This is a genomic window from Streptomyces sp. NPDC005141 (genome assembly GCF_053599975.1).
On the sequence record NZ_JBSFYW010000002.1, the window covers coordinates 43530 to 63031 of the forward strand.

General features: G+C 70.6%; 17 protein-coding genes. 6 read left to right on the plus strand and 11 right to left on the minus strand.

From position 1 onward, the window contains the following. Positions 1–46 precede the first annotated feature (46 nt). On the minus strand, positions 47–934 hold the full coding sequence (locus tag ACWD68_RS01585) for an NAD(P)H-binding protein (protein ID WP_451804447.1): 888 nt from the start codon (positions 932–934) through the stop codon (positions 47–49). Positions 935–1616: 682 nt separating this feature from the next. Here ACWD68_RS01585 and ACWD68_RS01590 point away from each other — a divergent pair. Then, a complete protein-coding gene (locus ACWD68_RS01590; RefSeq protein WP_451804448.1) occupies positions 1617–2282 on the plus strand; it encodes a ScbR family autoregulator-binding transcription factor in 666 nt (221 codons plus the stop codon). A 215-nt stretch (positions 2283–2497) separates the two neighbouring features. On the opposite strand, the gene ACWD68_RS01595 is transcribed toward ACWD68_RS01590, so the two are convergent. Then, entirely contained in the window at positions 2498–4699 is a 2202-nt protein-coding gene (locus tag ACWD68_RS01595; RefSeq protein WP_451804449.1) for an FAD-dependent monooxygenase, read from the minus strand. Between the two features lie 479 nt (positions 4700–5178). Here ACWD68_RS01595 and ACWD68_RS01600 point away from each other — a divergent pair, with 479 nt between their 5' ends. From ACWD68_RS01600 to ACWD68_RS01610, 3 genes are all read left to right on the plus strand, one after another. Beyond that, the gene (locus ACWD68_RS01600) at positions 5179–6393 is read left to right on the plus strand and encodes a glycoside hydrolase family 3 N-terminal domain-containing protein (RefSeq protein ID WP_451804450.1); all 1215 of its coding nucleotides are present in this window, start codon (positions 5179–5181) and stop codon (positions 6391–6393) included. A 199-nt stretch (positions 6394–6592) separates the two neighbouring features. After that, complete coding sequence (locus tag ACWD68_RS01605) at positions 6593–7240, plus strand: LUD domain-containing protein (RefSeq protein WP_451804451.1); 648 nt, start codon at positions 6593–6595, stop codon at positions 7238–7240. Positions 7241–7449: 209 nt separating this feature from the next. Then, positions 7450–7770, plus strand: a complete 321-nt coding sequence (locus ACWD68_RS01610) for a GYD domain-containing protein (RefSeq protein WP_451804452.1) — start codon at positions 7450–7452, stop codon at positions 7768–7770. A 282-nt stretch (positions 7771–8052) separates the two neighbouring features. On the opposite strand, the gene ACWD68_RS01615 is transcribed toward ACWD68_RS01610, so the two are convergent. Continuing rightward, entirely contained in the window at positions 8053–8826 is a 774-nt protein-coding gene (locus ACWD68_RS01615; RefSeq protein ID WP_451804674.1) for a polysaccharide deacetylase family protein, read from the minus strand. A 512-nt stretch (positions 8827–9338) separates the two neighbouring features. Between ACWD68_RS01615 and ACWD68_RS01620 the strand changes: the two genes are divergently transcribed. Continuing rightward, on the plus strand, positions 9339–9911 hold the full coding sequence (locus ACWD68_RS01620; protein ID WP_451804453.1) for a MarR family winged helix-turn-helix transcriptional regulator: 573 nt from the start codon (positions 9339–9341) through the stop codon (positions 9909–9911). Positions 9912–9942: 31 nt separating this feature from the next. On the opposite strand, the gene ACWD68_RS01625 is transcribed toward ACWD68_RS01620, so the two are convergent. Beyond that, positions 9943–10653, minus strand: a complete 711-nt coding sequence (locus ACWD68_RS01625; RefSeq protein ID WP_451804454.1) for a gamma-glutamyl-gamma-aminobutyrate hydrolase family protein — start codon at positions 10651–10653, stop codon at positions 9943–9945. Further along, positions 10650–12140 carry an aldehyde dehydrogenase gene (locus ACWD68_RS01630; protein WP_451804455.1) on the minus strand — a complete coding sequence of 497 codons (1491 nt, stop codon included), beginning with the start codon at positions 12138–12140 and terminating at the stop codon, positions 10650–10652. The genes ACWD68_RS01625 and ACWD68_RS01630 overlap by 4 nt, the downstream gene beginning before the upstream one ends. A gap of 117 nt (positions 12141–12257) precedes the next feature. On the opposite strand from ACWD68_RS01630, the gene ACWD68_RS01635 reads away from it, so the two are divergent. After that, positions 12258–12968 carry a type 1 glutamine amidotransferase gene (locus ACWD68_RS01635; RefSeq protein ID WP_451804456.1) on the plus strand — a complete coding sequence of 237 codons (711 nt, stop codon included), beginning with the start codon at positions 12258–12260 and terminating at the stop codon, positions 12966–12968. Positions 12969–12983: 15 nt separating this feature from the next. On the opposite strand, the gene ACWD68_RS01640 is transcribed toward ACWD68_RS01635, so the two are convergent. The 6 genes from ACWD68_RS01640 to ACWD68_RS01665 all read right to left on the minus strand — a co-directional run bounded on the left by ACWD68_RS01640 (position 12984) and on the right by ACWD68_RS01665 (position 19485). Further along, positions 12984–14444, minus strand: coding sequence for an APC family permease (locus ACWD68_RS01640; protein WP_451804457.1), 1461 nt, complete (start codon positions 14442–14444; stop codon positions 12984–12986). A 171-nt stretch (positions 14445–14615) separates the two neighbouring features. Next, positions 14616–15242: a TetR/AcrR family transcriptional regulator gene (locus ACWD68_RS01645; protein ID WP_451804458.1), complete on the minus strand. Its 627-nt coding sequence runs from the start codon at positions 15240–15242 to the stop codon at positions 14616–14618. Positions 15243–15397: 155 nt separating this feature from the next. Then, positions 15398–16243: a fumarylacetoacetate hydrolase family protein gene (locus ACWD68_RS01650; protein ID WP_451804459.1), complete on the minus strand. Its 846-nt coding sequence runs from the start codon at positions 16241–16243 to the stop codon at positions 15398–15400. Positions 16244–16252: 9 nt separating this feature from the next. Next, on the minus strand, positions 16253–17188 hold the full coding sequence (locus ACWD68_RS01655; protein WP_451804460.1) for a 3,4-dihydroxyphenylacetate 2,3-dioxygenase: 936 nt from the start codon (positions 17186–17188) through the stop codon (positions 16253–16255). Then, entirely contained in the window at positions 17181–18644 is a 1464-nt protein-coding gene (locus tag ACWD68_RS01660; protein ID WP_451804461.1) for an aldehyde dehydrogenase, read from the minus strand. Before ACWD68_RS01660 ends, ACWD68_RS01655 begins: the two co-directional genes overlap by 8 nt. A gap of 34 nt (positions 18645–18678) precedes the next feature. Further along, positions 18679–19485 (minus strand): acetoacetate decarboxylase family protein, encoded by an 807-nt coding sequence (locus tag ACWD68_RS01665; RefSeq protein ID WP_451804462.1) that lies wholly within the window; start codon positions 19483–19485, stop codon positions 18679–18681. Positions 19486–19502 lie beyond the last annotated feature (17 nt).

Consider the following 19502-nt stretch of genomic DNA (forward strand, 5'->3'; position numbering starts at 1 on the left):
GCGCGGAGTTCACGGAACAAGGACCGGTCCAGTCCCTTCAGACGCCTCATCCCACGGGCGCCCCGGCGCCTGCCGGACCGGACACACGGAAGGCGTCCAGGTGGTCGCGGACCCAGTCGCGGTAGGAGCGGGCCGGCCGGCCCAGCAGCGCTGCCACCGCGGGATCCACCACCTGCTTGGCGCCCGCCCGCTGCCGGCACGCACTGTCCAACAACGCCTCCACCACCTCCCGCGGATACCGCCGCCCCAGCAGCGCCCGGGCCGCCTCCTGGCCCAGCTCCTCGAAACCCAGCTCCACCCCCAGCTGCCGCCCCAGCTCCTGCGCCTGTTCCCCCGCCGTGAGTGCCTGTGGTCCGGTCAGCGTGTAGGCACGGCCCGCATGCCCCTGCCCGGTCAGCGCACACACCGCCACCTCCGCCACATCCCGCGGATCCACACACGCATTGCGCGATGTCCCGCACAAAGCCCGCACCACCCGCTCCCCCCGCACCGAAGGCGCCCACCCCAGGCTGTTCGACATGAACGCCCGCGGACGCAGCAACGTCCACTGCAGACCTGAACCCCGCACCACGTCCTCCGCCTCACGCTGCCAGCACGTCACCACATCCCGCGCCTGCGGATCCATCACCGCCGCCGCGGACAGCTTCACCACCCGCCGCACCCCAGCCGCCCGCGCCGCCCGCACGAACCGCACGTCATCGCCCTCACCCACCCGGCAGGTCAGCAGGAACGCCTCCCGCACCCCCGTCAACGCACGCCCCAGCGACGCCTCGTCGCCGAGATCCCCCACCGCCACCTCAACACCCTTCGGCAGCCCCACCGCGCGCCCGGCATCACGCACCAGAACCCGCACCCCCGCACGCCCCGGCAGCCGGCCCAACCCGTCCACCACCGCCCGCCCCGTCGTCCCTGTCGCCCCGGTCACCAGAATCACAACCGAACCCCTTCCGACCACATCCCGGAACAACCCCGACCACACCCAGCCCGACCCGGCCCGGATCCACCCCGGCCCTGCCGCACCTCACCTCAATCCAGCCCGGCTTCACCTCAATCCAGCCCGGCTTCACCTCAACCCGGCCGGCTCCGCTTCGAACCGGCCCGGGTCTCACCGCGAACCGGCCCGGAGCCGCCCGGGCTCGGACTCGGCGACACGCGGCTCCTGGCGGATCAACGAGCGCGACCGCGCCGACGGCATACCGGCCGCCCGGCTTCTCACCCCAAAACACCCGGCCTCACATCGAACGACCTCGGGGTCTTGCCCTTGCCCGGACCAGTCGGCACGCCTCCCGGCGGGTGATCCGGGCACTGTCCGCGTGAGCGGCATCCTGGCCGCCGAGTGCCTCGCCTCGACCCGACCCACCGTCAATGCGGCCTGCAGGCGTATCGAATCGGCCTGGTCCGGCCTCATCCCGCCCTGGTTTCGCCCCGGCCCGTCCCGGTTTCACCTCGAACCGGGACGGGTCTCCCGGACATCCGGGGGTATCGCGTGTTCCGGAATCGACCAAGGCAGGAGGCCCCACGCCCGACAACCTGTAATATACAAACTGGACGGTTTCTTTTGCCGGGTCGACGGACCGGGCATATGCCCAACAGGAACAGCACGGAAGGAGGCCGACATGGCCATGCAGGACCGGGCGATCCGCACCCGGCAGTCGATCCTCTCGGCGGCTGCCGGCGTCTTCGAAGAACGCGGCTACCAAGCCGCCACCATCAGCGAAATCCTCACCGCCGCCGAAGTCACCAAGGGCGCCCTGTATTTCCACTTCCCCTCCAAGGAACACCTCGCCCAGGGCGTCCTCTCCCAGCAGGACGGCCAGACCTCCATCCCCCGCGCCTGCAAAGTCCAGGAACTCGTCGACATGGGCATGCTCCACGCCTACCGCCTCCAGACCGACCCCATGGTCCGCGCCGGCGTCCGCCTCACCCTCGACCAGCAGGCCCAGGGCCTCGACCGCAGCGGCCCCTTCGCCCGCTGGAGCGAATCCCTGCGCGAAACCCTCACCGCCGCCCAGCAACAAGGCGAACTCCTCCCCCACGTCCAACCCCACACCACCGCCGACGTCATGGTCGGCTCCTTCGCCGGCGTCCAGGCCATGTCCCAAGCCGTCAGCGACTACCAAGACCTCCAACGCCGCATCTCCGACCTCCTGCGCCACCTCCTCCCCTCCGTCGTCCACTCCTCCGTCCTCACCTCCGTCGACCTCACCGACGGCCGAGGCGAAAAAGTCTTCAACGAACTCCAAGACCAACACCAGAACACCCCCCAAGCGGCCGCCGGCTAACCCATCCGACCGGCCTGACCGGCTTCACCACGGGCCCCGGCTCCCACAGCCACCACACGACCCGAAGCCCACCAACACCCACGACGCCGGACCATGCCCTCGGCCGCCATCCGTCATCCGTCATCCCTTACCAACCGGCCGGAGCGCCGCCAATGCCGCTCCCGGCGGCAGGCCCACGGCCGGGGCCGACAAGCGCCCTCAGCCCTGCGACGCACTCACAGCCCCGGGCCCCCTAGCCACCTCAGGGCCGAATCCAACTCTCTCCCGCCGTCCGCAGCCCAGGCGATGTAGCCGTCGGGCCGCAACAGCAGCGCACCACAGTCCACACCCGGTATCGACGCCACCCGCACCACCCGCACCACCTGCGACCACTGACGCACCTGGTCCGCGAAGCGGCCGCCCTGTTCGCCTGCCAGCAGCAGTAACAGGCCCTTCCCCCGCAGCAGGCCGATCACGTCCGTCAGCCCATGCCCGGTCCGCAGCGGCACATTGTGCAGAAACCTTCCCTCCCACGCCGACGACGACCCCTCGGCCACCGGCAGCACCGTGTCCTGCGCGCTGATCATCTCGCCCAGGCCTCCCGCCTCGCCATGGCGCATCAGGCCGCCGAACAGTGCGCGCAGCGGGTCGAGTTCCGCTCCCGGCCGCATCAAGGCCAGTTGTGCTCGCGTGTTGTCCACCACTCGATGTGCGGCAGGCCTTCGCTCGTGGTCGTAGGAGTCCAGCAGTTCCTCCCCCGCCCGGCCCTGCACACACAGCGCGAGTTTCCACCCCAGATTCACCGCGTCCAGCAGTCCCGTGCTCAGGCCCTGCCCGCCGATGGGGAAATGCACGTGCGCCGCGTCTCCCGCGAGCAGCACCCGCCCCATCCGGAACGTCCGCGCCACCCGGGAGAAGTCGCTGAACCGGCTGAGCCACCGGCCCTCCCTCATCGCGACGTCCCGGCCCGCGATCCAGGACACCTCCCCACGCAACTCCTCCAACGACACCGGCCGCCCCCGGACCCCCTCCGCCTCCCTGCCCCCGCAGTTCAGCGTCCGCACATGTACCCCGCCGTCCCCGGCGTCCTTCACCACCACCCACCCCCGCCGGGTCCGATGCCAGCCCGCCACCAACTCCCCCACCCGACCCGGACGTACCCACCCCATCAACGCCCGTGCCGTCGCCGGATAGGACCGACACCCGAACCCCGCCAACTCCCGCACCAGACTCCGCGCACCATCAGCACCCACCACAAACCCAGCCCGCCAACTCACACACCCCGAGGGCCCACGCCCCACTACCCGCACGCAATCCCCCTCCACCTCCAACCCCGTCACCGACACCCCTCGCACCACCCGAGCACCGGCCACCCGCGCACGCCGCTCGAAGCCCGCCTCCAACTCCGCCTGTACGCACTTCACCACCGGCACCGGCTCCCCCACCGGAGCCGAAATCACCAACCCCCCCACCCCCGCAAAATGGAACAGACTCGACGCCGCAGCATTCGACGACCCGGCTGCGGCCGAAGCCCCGTCCGCGGCCACTCCACCCGCTGTTGTCCCAGCCGAGGCCATCCCCGTCAGGGGCATTCGTCCCGCCGCCCCGCCTACACACAGACCGCGGCCCGGCAACACCCCGCCCCGCGTCGCCGCAGCCTCAACTGCCGATGCCCCGCCCGCAGATATTCGCCCCACCGGCGTCCCGCCCGCAGGCGTCCCGCCCACCGACGCCCTGGCTACCGGCGCCCCGGCCAGCGGCGCCCCGTCCTGCCGCCCCGCTGACGTTCCGGCCCCAGTTATCCGCCCCGTAGGCATACCGGCCGGCGGCATCCCGCCCCTGGACACTCCGCCCGCCAACGCCCCGCCCGGTGCCCCGGCCTGCGGTGTCGCGTACTCCACTGGCACAACATCCCCGCCGTAGCCCCGCCGCACCAGACACTGCACCGACCGCGCATGCAACGTCGTCGCCTTCGGCCGCCGCGACACGGACTCCCGTGCCTCCACCACCAACACCCGGACCCCCGACCCCGCCAACTCGGCCGCCAGACACAGCCCGACCGGCCCCCCACCCACGACCAACACGTCCACATGCACCCGACCGACCACAGCAACCCCCAACCCGACCCAACCCCGACAACGCGACTTCACCTCAGCCGGCGGCCCGGCCCGGGCAACCAGCCGGTCGACCAGCCCCGCACAGGCAGCCAGCCCGACCCAGACAGCCGACCAAGCCCGATCCGGCCAACTTCGGGCCAACACGCGCCTCGACCCCCTGCCTCGAAATAAACCGGGTGGACGGTTCTTTATAACCCGGCCCGCACTCCACCACAACAACCCGCACACACCAACACCACACAAAAGACCAACCCCCCAAGCCCGCCCGCACCACCGGCAACCAAGGCACCCGGCAACGCCGACACCGCGCAACAGCCCCATCGGAGCAACAGCACGACGCCCCCGCGGGCTCAATCAGGCGTTTTCGTCGCTGGTCGATCCAGAGCAAGAACCTGACGAAGCGCTACTGGAACGCTGACGCCGCAGCCCGGCGCGTCCCCCGCCCCCCGCCGGCGGCGGGGGTTTCTGAGTCCTCCCCCGGCTCCCGCAATGCCGGGCGTAGCGCACTGCGGGATACTTCGAAGCGGGGCTCGCTGGGTACCTGCTCCTGGCCCCGGCGGACATCCGCTCCGTGAAGCGCTTCGTACCGGACGAGATGATCAGGCGCTCGGGCGCCATGTGATCGCATGACTCTCTCGCCTTCGCGTGAGTCTCGGCACCGAGCGGCAGCGGCCCGGTCGCCGTCTGCCGGGACCGGCTGCGCCTGTGGCGAGAAGGCGCGCGCAGGTATCATGAACACGGCAAGTGACTACCCGCTCGAGATACAAGCGGCCCGCAGCAGGCACACCCGGAGTATCTTCATGGCATCTCACCAGTCGCCCGCCCACCCCTCCAGGATCAAGCGTCCTGTCTGGCTCGTTTCTTCGCTGGCACTGTCGCTCGCGGCGGCGGGAGTGGGAGGCGTGCAGATCTCGCAGGCCGCCACGATCGATCCGTCCGGGGCGCCCATCCAGTTCGCGTCGAATACGTGCGCCGACAAGACCTTTCAGGCGATGACGGTTCCGCAGCGGGTCGGTCAGCTCTTCATGGGATCGGTCACGCCGTCCGCTCCGGACAGCAAACGGATCGACCTCATGCGCCAGTACCACGTCGGCTCGGTGTTCCTGGCCGGACGGAGCAAGGCCGGGACGACGACGATCAAAACCCTTGTCGAGGGTCTGCAGGCGAAGGCGGACAGCGTGGCAGGGCACCGTGTGGCCCTCCTGGTCTCGACCGACCAGGAGGGTGGACAGGTGCAGGTGCTGTCCGGCCCGGGGTTCTCGACCATCCCGAGCGCCCTGACCCAGGGAAGCTGGACGACGTCGAAGTTGCGCAGCGAAGCCGCGGTATGGGCCAAGGAGCTCAAGTCGGCCGGTGTGAACCTGAACCTCGCTCCCGTCGCGGACGTCGTGCCGGAAAGTCTGGGCCGGGCCAACGCTCCGATCGGTCGCTACGACCGCGAGTTCGGCCACACTGCTGCGACGGTGGCCCCCCACAGCGACGCGTTCCTCGCGGGCTCCGCCCAGTCCGGGGTGTTGGCCACGCTCAAGCACTTCCCGGGACTCGGCAACGTCCGTGGCAACACCGACACCACGGCGGGCGTCGTGGACACCGTGACAACGAGCAAGAGCTCGAACATCACCGTGTTCGCGTCCGGTATCAAGGCCGGGGCGCCGTTCGTCATGATCTCCTCCGCCACGTACAGCAAGATCGACCCGAAGAACCGGGCCGCGTTCTCCTCGACGGTGATCCAGGGACTGCTCCGCAAGGATCTGGGCTTCAAGGGCGTGGTCATATCGGACGACCTCGGGAACGCGGTGGCAGTGAAATCCGTGTCCCCGGGCGACCGCGCGGTCAAGTTCCTGTCGGCCGGCGGTGACGTGGTCCTGACGGTCGAACCCAACCTGATCCCGGCCATGACCAACGCGGTACGGAGCCGGATGACGCAGAGCGCGACCTTCCGTGCGCAGGTGGATGCAAGCGTCCATCGCGTCCTGAACGCCAAGCAGAAGGCAGGCCTGCTGTCCTGCGGCTGACCTGGGCCTCTGCTGCGGCGATCGTCGCCGGGCTCGGCTCCGGTGCGCATGGCATGGCCGTCTCTCGCTCGCTTCTGTGCCTCTACTCGGTACGACAAGACAGCCCCTCGGAATGTGAGGCCGACGCGCCGCCTCACATTCCGAGGGGCTGCGTTGTCGTCCCGGTGAGGACGACAAGCGAGACGGAGAGGTGACTCCGATGAACGACCTCCAGGCCATCGCGGACCGCGTCGAGATCGAGGCACTGCGCGGCGAGTTCACCGACGCGGCGATGATGCGCGACCGACCCCGCCTGGCATCGCTGTTCACACCGGACGGCGCCCTGCGCATGCCCAGCATCCCGGCCGAGCTGGTCGGCCGCGAGGAGATCCGTGCCGGGGGCGAGCGGCTGCAGAGCCAGTGGGACTTCTTCGTGCAGACCACACACCCGGACATCAACGCCGGCGGCCGGTACCAAGCCATCAGGCCGCGTGTGCTGGCCATCGACCGGGCCACCGGCGCCGACGAGATCCGAAGGCTGCTCGCCGGCCCCGAATTCGCCGTGAACAGCGTCGCCGCGGTCACCGAGACCGGCTCGCTGGTTCTTGCCTCGGGCAGCGGCAGCCAACTCCCCGCCAACGCGGGCGGTGCCGCCCACGCGGTCTGGGTCGTCGGCGCGCAGAAGGTGGTACCTGACCTGAGCACGGCGCTGCGCCGCGTCGGGGAGCACGCCCTCCCGCTGGAGAACGCCCGCGCCCAGGCGGTGTACGGGATGCCCAGCGCCGTCAACCGCCTGCTCATCCTCAACGCGGAACTCCGCCCAGGGCGCGGCACCGTGCTGCTTCTCCGAGAGGCGATCGGATACTGACCGGGACCAGAGTCCGTCCGATCACGGGCTCGCGGCCGCCGGTGATCATCGCCTACCTGGTGGCGGGGGTCCCGGGCACGACGACCGGCCGGTGACCGGTGGCCCGCCGCTCTCCGGGTGAATCCGGCCCTGTGGGAGTGGTAGTCGACGAGCCTGCGGGAAGGCCCTTGCACAGACCGGACCACCAGCGATGGGCAGGGAGCGTCCCGATGCCGAAGTTCCTCATCCAGGCCACGTACACGCCCGAAGGCACCAAGGGGCTGCTCGAGGAGGGCGCGAGTGGCCGCCGCGCCGCCGTCGACCAGGTCGTCACCGGTCTCGGCGGCACGGTCGAGGCCATGTACTTCGCTTTCGGTGAGGACGACATCGTCCTCATCGTCGACTTCCCCGACCCGGTCTCCATGGCCGCCGTCAGCCTCACCGTCAAGGCCAGCGGTGCCCTTCGCACCCGGGCAACTCCGCTCCTCACCCTCGACGAGATCGACGAGGCCGCCCGCCGACAGGTCGCCTTCCGCGCCCCTGGCGCGTAGCGGACGAAGCGACCTGCGGGTTCACGTCGATCACCGCGCAGGACCGGTTCCTGGCGTTGAGGAGACCCGGGTTCCGGGGGCAACAGACCCACAGGTGCGTGGCGACCGTACCGGGCGAGCTCGGAGGGGCCGCGCCTCGCTGCAACCGGCGCCCCAGCCGCGTCGGTTCCAGCGCAGCAGGGGGCTTCCAAGGTCGGATGTTCTCGCGACGGCCGGCAAGTGGCTGGTGCAGCCGGCCCGGCGGCCGGGGCCTCGAACGCCGTGGCCGACCAGGGCCGGGGCTCAGCGCACCGGGAAGCCGAAGGAGTAGCCCTGCTCCTTGAGCCAGGGAAGGATCCGGCGCAGGGCCTCGACGGTCTGGGCACGGTCGCCGCCCGCGTCGTGGAAGAGGATCGTCGGCCCGTTGGGCACCTCCCGCTCGACGGTGGCGACGACGGCGTCCGTGCCCGGCCGCTCGAAGTCCTTGGAGTCGACGTTCCAGCCCAGCGGGCGCATGCCCCGGGAGGCGGCCAGCTTGCGGCTGTAGGGAGTGAACGCCCCACCGGGCGCCCGGTAGTACATCGGCCGTACGCCCCCGGACGCCTCGGTGATCATGCGTTCGGCGTCGAGTATCTGCTGCGACTGGTACGCCTGGGACTTGGCGTCCATGGTGGTGTCGTGCGACACCGAGTGGTCGCACAGCCGGTGCCCGGCCGCGACCACCTTCTTCACGAGGTCCGGGTGGGCCTGCGCCTGCGTCCCCACCATGCAGAACGTGGCCTTCACCTCGTACTCCCGCAGCACGTCGAGCACCTGCGGGGTCCACACGGGGTCCGGGCCGTCGTCGATGGTGATGTTGACGCCGCGCGCCCCCTTGTCCGAGGCGTGCACGATGGTCACCGCCACCGGCTTGACGCCACTGCCCGGCCTGGCCGACGCCGCCGTCTGAGGCGACGAGCCGCCCACGGCACCGGCCTGCGCGGTCCACACCGAGGCACCGACGGTCAGCACCGTCACCCCGAGCGCCGCCCCGACCACCTTGCCGTACCAGCCCCGCCCGCCGCCGTGCCGTGCCATGTCCGCCCCGCTCTCCCGCAGTTCCTCGCCGATCCGTGGTCGTCTTGCGACCACCTGACAGGACGAGAGACGGCGGCCACAGGATGCGTCCGTTACCGATCACGGACAATTCCGAGGGAGTTCACGGACAACTCGGCAAGCACTGGCCCCCGACCAGCCCATCACCGTCACGCTCGCCCACTGCCCCCGCAACACCCGGTTACTGACTGGCGATTTGGGGTCTGGGCCACTCGAGCGCCACCCGATGGAGCCGGAGCAGCGGGTGGCCTTCAGGCGCGATGTCGGTTTCCGTGTGGATCGTCGGCATCACCAGCCGGTGGGTTTCACCGTCGGCGGCCACGACGAGCCGACGGTCTGCCCTTCTTGATCGGGGCAACCGTCGATCCCGGTGACTGCCCCGCCGACGGCGGACTGACACGGGGCGCCACCTGCGGTGAAATGCGCGTTCCATCGGCCCGGGGCCCAGGCCCGTCCCGTACAATTTGACTCCGAACGATCAAGGGAGCCCGCCTGTGCCCGGCCATCGGTCCATCACCGAAGCGGAGAAGCTGGCAGCTGCGAAGCTGGGCGGCATACCGATACACCGCGAGCAGATGGCGGTGGTCGCCAACATCTACCGTGCCGCCTCGGCGGTCCGGCAGCATCTGGAGAACTCGGTGCTGCGCGACGCGGATCTGACCTGGACGGCGTTCGTCGTGCTCTGGGTGGTCTGGGTCTGGGGCGAGTCGGAGACCCGGCACGTCGCGGAGGAGGCCGGAATCTCCAAGGGAACGCTCACCGGTGTCTCGCGGACCCTGGAGGGACGGGGGCTGATGACACGGGCCGGCCATCCGTCCGACGGCCGGCTGAAGCTGCTCAGTCTCACCGACGAGGGCGAGGCGCTGATGCGGCGTCTGTTCCCGCAGTTCAACCAGGAGGAGGCCTTCGTCGCCTCGCGGCTCAGCGACGACGAGTGCCGCAGCGTCGCGGAAGGGCTGCGGCAGGTCGTGCGCCAGGTCGAGGAGGAAGGCGAGGAACGCCGCCTCGCCCTCCTCGACGGTGCCGAACCGGCACGGCGCCGCAGTGGCCGACGGGCGAAGGGCTGAGAGCCATACCAGTTGCAGTGGCCCGTCCGTGTCAGCGTCTGCCGCGCGCCGCGCGGACGAGCGCGTCGAAGAGGGCCTGTTGGACGGAGTCCTCGTGCGCGGTGTCCTCCGGGTGCCACTGCACGGCGGTGAACCAACCGTCGGCGTCCGGGAGTTCGATTCCCTCCACGGTCCCGTCCGCAGCACGTGCGGTGACCGTCAGTCCTGAACCGAGGCGCTCGAGCCGCTGGTGGTGGTAGCAGGACGCTTCCGCCTTCTGCGCGCCGGTGGCCTGTTCCAGCAGGGTTGCCCGCTCGATGGTCACCGGGTGCACGACATGTCGGTGTTCGCGCTGAGGGCCGCCCATGTCCTGTTCCAGGGTTCCTCCGAGGGCGACGTTGACGACCTGGAGGCCGCGGCAGACGGCCAGTAGAGGAAGACCCAAGTCGAGCGCCCGGCGGGCGACTTCGAGGTCGAAGGTGTCCTGGAGGTCGTCGACGTCATAGACGCTGTCGTGGGTGTCGGCGGCTCCGTAGCGGTGAGGGGCGAGGTCGCCGCCGCCGGGGAGCAGGACGCCGTCGAAGCGGGCGAGGCGTGCGGCGACGTCCGTGACGGCGGGATCGGCCGGGTGGATGGTCGCCGGTTCACCGCCGGCCCGCCACACCGCCTCGATCAGGGCACGGGCGTTTACCTCGGCGGCGTATCGCAGGGCGGAGGTCGTCGCGGAGAAGCGGGCCGGAACGGCGATGAGGGGGCGGGTCACAACTGGATCCAGGTCGTCTTGAGTTCGGTGTACTTCTCCAGGGCGTGGGCGGACTTGTCGCGGCCGTTGCCGGACTGCTTCATGCCGCCGAAGGGGACGGTGAGGTCGCCTTCCTCGTAGCAGTTGACCCAGACCGTGCCGGCTTTCAGGGCGCGTGAGACCCGGTGCGCGGTGGCGAGGTCGGAGGTCCACAGTCCGGCGGCGAGGCCGTACTCGGTGTCGTTGGCCAGCCGTACGGCCTCGTCCGGATCGTCGAACGTCTGGACCGACAGGACGGGGCCGAAGATCTCCTCCCGGGCGAGCCGCATGCCGGGGTCCACGTGGTCGAAGACGGTCGGTTCCAGGAAGCTGCCGCCGGTGTCGGGGAGGGTGCGGGAGCCGCCGGTGAGCAGCCGGGCGCCCTCGGCCAGGCCGGTGGCGATGTGGTCCTGTACGCGTCCCAGGTGCGCTTCGCCGACCAGGGCCCCCATCTCGGTGGAGGGGTCGAGGGGGTCGCCGATCCGCAGCTCGCGTGCCCGCCGTACGACGGACTCCGTGACCTGTTCGGCGATCGAGGTGTGCACGAGCAGCCGGGAGGGGGCGGTGCACATCTCGCCCTGGTTGAAGAAGATGCCCCAGGCCGCGGTGGCGGCCGCCTTCTCGAGGTCGGGTGCGTCGGGGAGGATGATGTTCGGCGACTTGCCGCCCAGTTCGAGCCATACGCGCTTGAGGTTGGAGTCGGCGGCGTAGCGCAGGAAGTGACGGCCGACGGCGGTGGAGCCGGTGAAGGCCAGGACGTCGATGTCCGGGTGGAGGCCGATCGCCCGGCCGGCCACCGGGCCGGTGCCGCCCACGACGTTGAGCGCGCCCGGCGGCAGTCCGGCCTCGGTCGCGATCCGGCCCAGGAGCAGTGCGGACAGGGGCGAGTTCTCCGAGGGCTTCAGCACGACCGTGCAGCCGGCGGCGAGGGCCGGGGCGACCTTCCAGCCGGCGAGTGTCAGGGGGAAGTTCCACGGGACCACCGCGCCGACGACTCCGGCCGGTTCCCGGGTGACCAGGGCGAGCGCGTCCGAAGCGGTGTGCGGGGCCTCGTCGGTGAGCTTGTCGGCCAGCTGCCCGTACCAGCGGAAGGTGTTGATGAGGGCGCGTAGTTCGATCTCGTACGCGTCGGTGATGGGCTTTCCCATCTCCAGGCTGACGGTGAGCGCGAGTTCGGCCCGGCGCTCCTGGAGCAGGTCGGCGATCCGCAGCAGCACTCTGCCGCGATCGGCGGGCGCGAGGCGCGGCCACGGGCCGGCGTCGAAGGCGCGGCGCGCGGCGGCGACGGCCGCGTCCACCTCGGCGGTGCCCGCGTCGGCGACCTGGGTGAGCACCTGGCCGTCGCGGGGCGAGACGGCGGCGAAGGTCGCTCCTGCGCCGCCCTCGTCGACGCCATCGATGTGATGGGCGCCGGAAAGGTCCAGGGACTTGGCTCGGAGCAGCCACTCCTCTTGGGTGACGTCCAGCATGCGGGGCCTCCAGAAACTTATTTGAACCCAAACGATAGAGTGGACGCGGAGCCGGGGCAAGGGCTCCTGGCATCGATCCGGCAGGGCCGCGGACACCGCGGAGAAGGGAGCGCCACCGTGCGCGCACTCGTCGTCCAGCACGACCATGTGACGGAGCCTGGGCTGATCGGAGCACGGCTTCAGAAGCGCGGATACGACCTCAGCGTCATGACGGTCGTGCCCGAGGACCGCCACCATGCGCCGAACGTGGCGTTCGACTTCCCCGACGCCGGCGCCTGGGACCTGATCGTGTCGCTCGGCGCCCCGTGGTCGGTGTACGACCGTACGGCCGTGGGCTCCTGGATCGACGGCGAACTGGCGCTCCTGCGCGAGGCCCACCACCTCGGCGTCCCGGTGCTGGGGGTCTGTTTCGGCGCCCAGGCGCTGGCCACCGCGCTCGGTGGCCAGGTGGAGGCGTCGCCGCGCCCGGAGATCGGCTGGGTCGAGGTCGATACGGACGACGCGTCCCTGGTGGGACCGGGCCCTTGGTTCCAGTGGCACTTCGACTGCTGCGTTCTGCCGCCGGGCGCCAAGGAGGTGGCCCGCAACGAGGTCTGCGTCCAGGCGTTCCGGACCGCCTACGGCCTGGGGGTGCAGTTCCATCCGGAGATCACCACCGCGATGGTGCGCGGCTGGATCGAGTCCGGCGGCGCGGAGCAGTGCGTCCGCCACGGCGTGGACCCCGGCGAGCTGCTGGCGCGGAGCCGGGCCATGGAACCCATGGCCCGGACGAACGCCCGCCGCCTGGTCGACGGGTTCCTCGGCCAGCTGGCGGACCGGGCCGGCTGAGCGGCCCGGCGTGCGTCAGCCGCCGGCGGCGCCGGCTTTGTCGCGGGTGAGCCGTGCCGCCATGACGCCCAGGGCGAGGACGACCGGGACGGTGAGCTCGAGCACGAGGGCGGTGCCGCTCTCGCCTCCGATGAGCGTGGTGAAGTTCTCGACGATCAGCCAGATCGCTCCGGCCACACCGAGGGCCCCCAGGGACGGGGCGATCAGGGTGTTCCACGGCCGGGTGTCCAGGCGTTCGCGGCGGAAGAAGACGACCACGGAGACCGACGTCAGCAAGTACAGCAGCATGATGCCGAGGACGGCCACGCCGCTGCCCCAGGAGAACAGGGTCAGCACCGGGTCCTTTCCGGCCAGCGCGAACGGGAGGACGAGCAGGACCGCGATGGCCGTCTGGACCAGACCGGCCACGCTGGGCGAATGGCGGCGGTTGATCGACGACAGCTTGCGGGGCAGCAGTCCGTCGCGGCTGAGCGAGAACAGGTAGCGGTTGGCGGAGTTGTGGAAGGCGAGGATGCCTGCGAAGAGGGAGGTGGCCAGCAGGACGGGCAGGACGTCGTTGACCCAGGTGCCGAGGAGGTCGGCGATGGGCGCGAAGACGAAGCCCGTCGAGTCACCGCTCTCCAGGGCCTTGCCCGCCGCCTCGGGCGCCTTGGACGCACCGTAGGAGGAGACCAGCATCCAGGAGGCGAAGCCGAAGAAGCCGGTAACGACGGCGACGGCCGTGTAGGTGGCCCGCGGGACCGTCTTGCGGGGTTCGCGCGCCTCCTCGCCGTAGATCGCGGTGGCCTCGAAGCCGATCATCGATGCGACGGCGAACATGAGCGCCACGCCCGGGGCACCCTGGAACGCCTCGGCCGGCGAGAAGGACTGCGTGAAGCCCAGCCCCTCGGGCCCGCCGCCCTTGAAGAGGGTGACCAGTGCGAAGACGCTCAGGATGCTGAACTCCGCCAGGACGAAGACCGCCAGCACCTTCGCGCCCATCTCGATGCCCGCGCTTCCGAGCACCTGGACGATCACCATCGTGACCAGGGCGCACGCCCACCAGGGCACGTCCATCCCGGTGTAGTGCGCGAGCAGGCCGTTGACGGTCGCGCCGTACAGGCCGTACATGGCGGCCTGGATCGCGCAGTAGGCGAACAGCGCGACACCCGCGCTGCCGGTACCGATCGTCCGGCCGAGCCCCTTGCCGATGTACGTGTAGAACGCGCCGGCGTCCACGACGTGCCGGCCCATCGCCACGAAGCCGACGGAGAAGAGCAGCGTGATCAGGCCCGCCGCCACGTAGGTGGCGGGTGCCCCCGGGCCGTTGCCGAGGGCGACGGCGATGGGGACGGCGCCCGCGACGCCGGTGAGCGGCGCCTGGGCGGAGAGGACGAAGAAGAGGATGCCCAAGACGCCGAGCGAGTTGGGCTTGAGCTTGCCTGCCGTGGGGGCGTCGGGCACGGTCTGGTTCACGACCGCGGTCTGACTGTCCACTCGGATCACCTGCCAGAGAGGAAAGAGGGATTCGTTTCAGGCCAAACGAGTTGCCTCATACTGGGCTGGAACTATCCGTTTGACAAGGGGCTGAGTCCGGTTTCCCCGCCCCGGACGCGGCAGGCCCCGGACGGCGGACGTCCAGGGCCTTGGAACACGCAGGTCAGACCGTCAGTCGCGGCCCTTGGCATCGCTGCTCTGCTGGGCTTCGAGCAGCCGGAGCAGCGAGCGGAGCTCCTCGATGGCGCCGTCGGTGGTCTCGGGGCCGCCGAAGACGAGCTGGTGCAGAACCAGGCCGTCGAGGGCGGCGAAGACGAGCCGGGTGAGCGGCTGCCCGGCACCTTCGGGCAGGATGCGGGACAGCTCCCGCCCGGTGGCGTCGAAGTACTCGTCGTACAACGCGCGTAGGTGCGGGAGCAGTTCGGGGCGGCGCCTGGCCTCCAGCAGCAGCTCGTACTGGAACGCCTGGGTGTCCGGATCGGCTGTGACCATCTCGGAGACGCCCACCGAGAACTCCTCGACCTTGCCGGTGCCGGGTTCGAGCGCGCTGGTGTTCAGGGAGGTCCGGATCGCGTGGGCGACCGCCTCCTCGATGAGAGCGTCCCGCGAGCCGAAGTGGTGGACGACCAGCCCGTGCGTGGTGCCCGCCTCTTCGGCCACCGCCCGGTAGGTGAGCCGGCGCAGGCCGCCCCGGGCCACGACCCGCACGGCGGCGTTGAGCAGGGCTTCCCGGCCCTCCCCGTAGTTCATCCGCCGACGCGGCTTACGGCTCTCGGGAGTCTCGGCGGATTCGGTCATGGCTGCGACCCTACCCGCCTGCTCACGGGGCCCGGAGCGGCCCGGCACGGACCTCGTGGGTGTGCCCGTGCCGGGCTCCGCGCGGTGGGTGCCGGAACGGCCTGCCGGGCGGCTCGCGCCGTCCTGTCCGCCATGGCGCCCTCGCGTGGCCGGCATCAGCGCCGGGGCGGACGGATGCCGCGGAACTCCCAGTCGCCGCCGAGTGCGGTGGACAGGACCTCTTCGGACGCGGTGGGCTGGGCGCCGACGTCGGTGCGGATCGGGGTCGGGCCGGTCACGATGTGGTTGGTGAGCCGCCCCAGTCCCTCGACCTCGACCTCGACGACGTCACCGGGCTGTACGGGGCGGGAGTTGGCCGGGGTGCCGGACAGCAGGACGTCGCCGGGGTGGAGGGTGATGGTGCGGGCGATGTCGGCGACGAGGTAGTGCATGTCCCACTGCATCTCGTCGGTCGAACCGTCCTGCACCACCTCGCCGTTGACGTACGTGCGCAGGGTCTTGCCGCGGAAGTCCCAGTCGGTCACCAGGCCGGGGCCGAGCGGGCAGAGGGTGTCGGAGCCCTTGACGCGGAGCATGGAGCCGGCGTCGGTGTCCCGGAAGTCGTGCAGTCCGTAGTCGTTGGCGACGGTGTAGCCCGCGATGTACTCCCCCGCGTCGGCCGGGGAGATGTTCCGTGCCGTCCTGCCGATGACGATGGCCACCTCGCCCTCGTAGTTGAGCCAACTGCAGCCCTCGGGGCGGACGATGGCACCCTTGTGGGAGTTGAGGGACGAGGTCGGCTTGTGGAAGTACGTGGGAGTGGGCGGGAGTTCGATCCCGAACTCGTCCACGCGGCTGCGGTGGTTGAGGTGGACGGCGATCACCTTGGAGGGCACGACCGGGGGCAGGTGCTGGGCCTCCTCGGTCTTGACGCGGCGGCCGTCACCGGCGACGAGTTCGTCCCCGTCGACGGTGACCTGGACGGCGGCGCCGTCGAGGAGGATGCGGCGGTATTCGGGCATGGCGGCTTCCTAGGAACGTCGGTGCGGGTTGTGGGGTGCGGCGGCCGCGGGTGCTCCCGCGCCGGTCCAGCCGTCGGCCGGGCGGTCGAACCAGAGGTGGACCTGGCCGGTGCCGATCGAGTTCTCGTACTCGCCGTACTGGCGGGCCTTCGCGACGCAGGCCTGTTCACCGAGGGCGCCGGCCATCATCAGGTAGTGGAAGAACTTCGCCTCGGGCTTGTACTTCCAGAACTCGTCCATGGTGTCGAGGACCTTGTCGTGGCGGCCCTCCTTGAACCAGGCGATGCGCTCCTGGTCGGCCTCGCGCGCCTCGGGGGTGAAGATGTGCGCCGGGTCGCCGGACTCATGGTCGCGCAGTTCGCGCAGCGGCCAGAAGGTGTGCGAGAGGGCGCCCGAGGCGATGATCAGCACCCGGCGGCCAGGGGTGGCGGCGATGCCGTCGGCGAGGGCGCGCCCGAGCCGCAGATGGTCCTCCATGTCACCGGTCTGGCACACCCCGATGGTGACCCACCGCTTGTCGGGCAGCCCCTCCCCCAGGAACTTCCAGAGGTTGATGGTGGCGTAGTAGACCGGCAGGTAGGCGTCGTCGATCGCGGTGATCCAGGTGCCGTGCTTGTCCGCGAACTTGGCGATGTTGTCCGCGAGTTCGGGGTCGCCGGGGAAGTCGTACGGCATCCGGCACATGCCGCGCGGCAGTTCCTCGGAGGTGAACAGGCCGGCCCGGCGCGGCTGTGCGGTGACGACGAACTCGACGGTGGTCGCCCAGTGCGAGTCGAGGACCACAACGGTGTCGTAGTCGTCGCGTTCGAAGACCTCCCTGCGGAGCTGCTCCAGACCGGTGACGAGGGTGATCTCCCTGCCCCCGTTGAGCTCCAGCCGGGTCTGCTCCGGCAGCACGATGGTGGGGACGTGGGCGAGCAGCCCCGCCCCGACGATCTCACCCATGGTCCTTCCATCCCTTCGGCGCGGTCACGGTGTTCTTCAGGTCGCAGTAGAAGTCGAAACTCCAGGTGCCGCCCTCGCGGCCGACGCCGGAGTGCCGGGAGCCGCCGAAGGGCGCCTGGAGGTCGCGTACGAAGAAGCAGTTGACCCAGACCGTCCCGGCCACGAGTCGCCCGGTGACGCGTGCGGCGCGTTCCCGGTCGCCGGTGGCGACGGTGGCGGCGAGCCCGAAGCGGGTGTCGTTGGCGAGCCGGACCGCCTCGTCCTCGGTGGCGAAGGTCTGGAGGGTCAGGACGGGGCCGAAGACCTCTTCCTGGACGATCTCGGAGTCCTGGGCGACGTCGGTGAGGAGGGTCGGCGCGTAGTACTGGCCGTCGCCGCGGTGGCCGCCGATGACTGCGCGGGCGCCCGCGTCGACCGCGCGCCGCACGAATCCGTCGATCTTCTCGAGCTGGCGCTCGTGGATGTTCGGGCCGATGTCGGTGGCCTCGTCGCGCGGGTCGCCCTGCACGATCGTCGCGGCCTTCTCGGCGAAGCGGCGTGTGAACTCCCCGGCGACCGTCTCCTCGACCAGGATGCGGGTGGCGGCGAGGCAGACCTGGCCCGCGTTGTCGTACTGCTCGACCGCGAGGTCGACGGCGAGGTCCAGGTCGGCGTCCGCGAAGACCAACAGGGGTGACTTGCCGCCGAGTTCGAGGCTGAGCGGGGTGAGATTGGAGGCCGCCGACTGCGTGATCCGCTGCGCCGTCGGCACGGAACCGGTGAAGCTGATCCGGCGCACGTCGGGGTGCGAGGTCAGGGCGTCGCCGACCTCGGAGCCGTACCCCTGGACGATGTTGAGGACACCGGCGGGCAGTCCGGCCTCGGCGGCGATGTCCGCGAGCAGCGAGGCGGTCAGCGGGGTCCACTCGGCGGGCTTGAGGACGACCGTGTTGCCGGCCGCGAGGGCCGGGGCGACCTTCCAGGTCGACAGCATCAACGGGGCGTTCCACGGGGTGATCAGCACCGAGGGGCCCGCCGGGTCCCAGCTGACGTGATTGGTGTGGCCGCGGGTCTCGAAGTCCTCGTGGTCCAGCTTCACGAGCCAGTCGGCGAAGAAGCGGAAGTTGTGGGCGACGCGCGGCATCACTCCACGGCGGTGCGAGCGCAACAGGGCGCCGTTGTCGGTGGTTTCGACGATCGCCAGTTCCTCGATCCGCTTCTCCACGCCGTCGGCGACGGCGTGGAGGATGCGGGCGCGTTCGGCGCGGGAGGTGGCGGCCCACGCGGGGAAGGCGGCCTTGGCGGCGGCCACGGCTGCCGCCGCCTCCACCTCGCTGCCGCGGGATATCTCCCCGAGGGCGCTTCCATCGATCGGTGAGACATCGGTGAACGTCTCGGCAGAGGCGACGCGTCGGCCGCCTATCCAGTGCCGGGTGTCGACGGCGACCCCGGCCACCGTGAGGGTGTGCTCGGTCATGTCCGGACTCCAAGTCCTGTGGTGTGTAGGGGGGTTACTCGGCGCCGGAGGTGCCGGACTCCAGCAGGCGCCCGCCGTCCCAGACGACACCGACCTGCCGGTAGTAGGCGGCGATCGGTTCGCGGATCTCCAGTCGGGCCAGCTCTTCGGTGGGTGCCTCGAACAGCTCCAGCTCGGCGTCACCGACCCAGGGCTGTCCGCCCTCGAAGGAGGCCGCGCCCGTCTCGATCAGTTCGTCGAGCGCGAGGCCCTTGCCCTTTTCGATGGAAGGAAGCCAGCGGTGATGGGCCATGGGGTGGCCGTTGACGAACCCGTTGGTCGGTGACGGCTCCCGCAGGGTGACCACCGCCTGGGCGAGGCGCCGGTCGGCGGCGGCGAGGGTGGCACCGAACCGGGCGCCGGCCTCGACGCGCGGCGCCGGACCGTACGGGTGCGGCCTGGTCTGGTGGATCGACCCGAGCTTCTTCGGGTAACCCTGGTGCAGTCCGCGGGCGATGGCGAAGTCCTTGTCGACCCAGATGTACACACAGCGGGTGTAGGTCTGCCCCCGGTACTTGCAGCGGACGACCGCGAACGCCTCCTTGTACTGGGCGCGGACCGGGTCGAGCAGTTCCTCGGCGGAGCCGGAACAGGACTGCCAGTCGGCCCAGATCATCGCGACCGCGCCGGGATCCTCGTCCGCCAACTCCAGTGGTTCGGGGAGCAGTTCGCGCACTCGTGCGGGATCGGTGCGGTACTCGACGGTGAGCAGGTCGCCGGAGTAGTGCCACGGCGGGGACGGGATGAGCGACGAGGTGCCGCCGGCCGTCTTGGGGTGGAAGTAGCCACGGACAGGGGACATAGCGGGGATTCCTTACG

Excerpts from the sequence above, each read along its gene's own strand:
- ACWD68_RS01590 (WP_451804448.1), top strand. The coding sequence starts at position 1,617 with ATGGCCATGCAGGACCGGGCGATCCGCACCCGGCAGTCGATCCTCTCG.
- ACWD68_RS01605 (WP_451804451.1), top strand. The coding sequence starts at position 6,593 with ATGAACGACCTCCAGGCCATCGCGGACCGCGTCGAGATCGAGGCACTG.
- ACWD68_RS01630 (WP_451804455.1), bottom strand. The coding sequence starts at position 12,140 with ATGCTGGACGTCACCCAAGAGGAGTGGCTGCTCCGAGCCAAGTCCCTG.
- ACWD68_RS01610 (WP_451804452.1), top strand. The coding sequence starts at position 7,450 with ATGCCGAAGTTCCTCATCCAGGCCACGTACACGCCCGAAGGCACCAAG.
- ACWD68_RS01595 (WP_451804449.1), bottom strand. The coding sequence starts at position 4,699 with ATGGGGCTGTTGCGCGGTGTCGGCGTTGCCGGGTGCCTTGGTTGCCGG.
- ACWD68_RS01665 (WP_451804462.1), bottom strand. The coding sequence starts at position 19,485 with ATGTCCCCTGTCCGTGGCTACTTCCACCCCAAGACGGCCGGCGGCACC.
- ACWD68_RS01650 (WP_451804459.1), bottom strand. The coding sequence starts at position 16,243 with ATGCCCGAATACCGCCGCATCCTCCTCGACGGCGCCGCCGTCCAGGTC.
- ACWD68_RS01600 (WP_451804450.1), top strand. The coding sequence starts at position 5,179 with ATGGCATCTCACCAGTCGCCCGCCCACCCCTCCAGGATCAAGCGTCCT.
- ACWD68_RS01655 (WP_451804460.1), bottom strand. The coding sequence starts at position 17,188 with ATGGGTGAGATCGTCGGGGCGGGGCTGCTCGCCCACGTCCCCACCATC.
- ACWD68_RS01660 (WP_451804461.1), bottom strand. The coding sequence starts at position 18,644 with ATGACCGAGCACACCCTCACGGTGGCCGGGGTCGCCGTCGACACCCGG.
- ACWD68_RS01645 (WP_451804458.1), bottom strand. The coding sequence starts at position 15,242 with ATGACCGAATCCGCCGAGACTCCCGAGAGCCGTAAGCCGCGTCGGCGG.
- ACWD68_RS01615 (WP_451804674.1), bottom strand. The coding sequence starts at position 8,826 with ATGGCACGGCACGGCGGCGGGCGGGGCTGGTACGGCAAGGTGGTCGGG.